The organism is Muricoccus harenae (genome assembly GCF_009848505.1).
Classification (GTDB): Bacteria; Pseudomonadota; Alphaproteobacteria; order Acetobacterales; family Acetobacteraceae; genus Roseomonas; species Roseomonas harenae.
Window position 1 is genome coordinate 1 of sequence record NZ_WWDL01000109.1, and the last position, 662, is coordinate 662.

At 69.2% G+C, this 662-nt stretch carries 1 protein-coding gene; it reads left to right on the forward strand.

Annotation, left to right across the window (positions count from 1 at the left end):
• Positions 1–126: 126 nt before the first annotated feature.
• Positions 127–662, forward strand: a 536-nt coding sequence (locus GSE44_RS25130; protein WP_408015166.1) for an ISAzo13-like element transposase-related protein, incomplete at its 3' end; no start/stop codon positions are given.

Sequence of the window (662 nt, forward strand, 5' to 3'; positions counted from 1 at the left end):
TGCTGTGCATCCGTTTTGAGCGGAGCTTCCCCGATGTCCCTGCCTGCAGTTCATCAGTGCACCTGTCCGCGGTGTCGGTCGCGCGGCCCACATTCCGACCGCCTCCTGCATGAGCAGATCAATCTCTTGGCCAGCCGGCTCGACGAGCAGCAAAGGCGATGGTTCGTGGCGCTGGAGGCGGCGCGGCTGGGCCATGGTGGTGGACGGCTGCTATCACAGATCACCGGCCTGAGCCCCCATACCATCGGGCGCGGCCGGCGCGAGCTTGAGGGGGGCCTCACCGGCCACCCAGTGGGGCGCGTGCGCGCGGCGGGAGGAGGCCGGCCGCCTCGGGAGGCACAGGACCCTGGCCTCAGGCCTGCGCTGGAGGCGCTGCTCGCGCCCGAGACGGCGGGCGATCCAATGGGGCGGCGGGCGAAGGCCAAGCGTCGTTCCTTGGCTCACCTGAGCGAAGCATTGGCTGCGGCGGGACACCGGGCGAGCCGTCCGACGGTGGCTCGGCTCCTCCGTCAACTCGGTCACTCGCCCAAGGCCAATGCGCGCCGCACCGAGGCACGCGCCTCGCCTCCTGAGCGCGACGCTCAGTTCCGCCACATCGCTGAACAACGTGCGGAGTTCGTTGCAGCAGGCGCGCCGATCATCAGTGTGGATGCCAAAAAAAA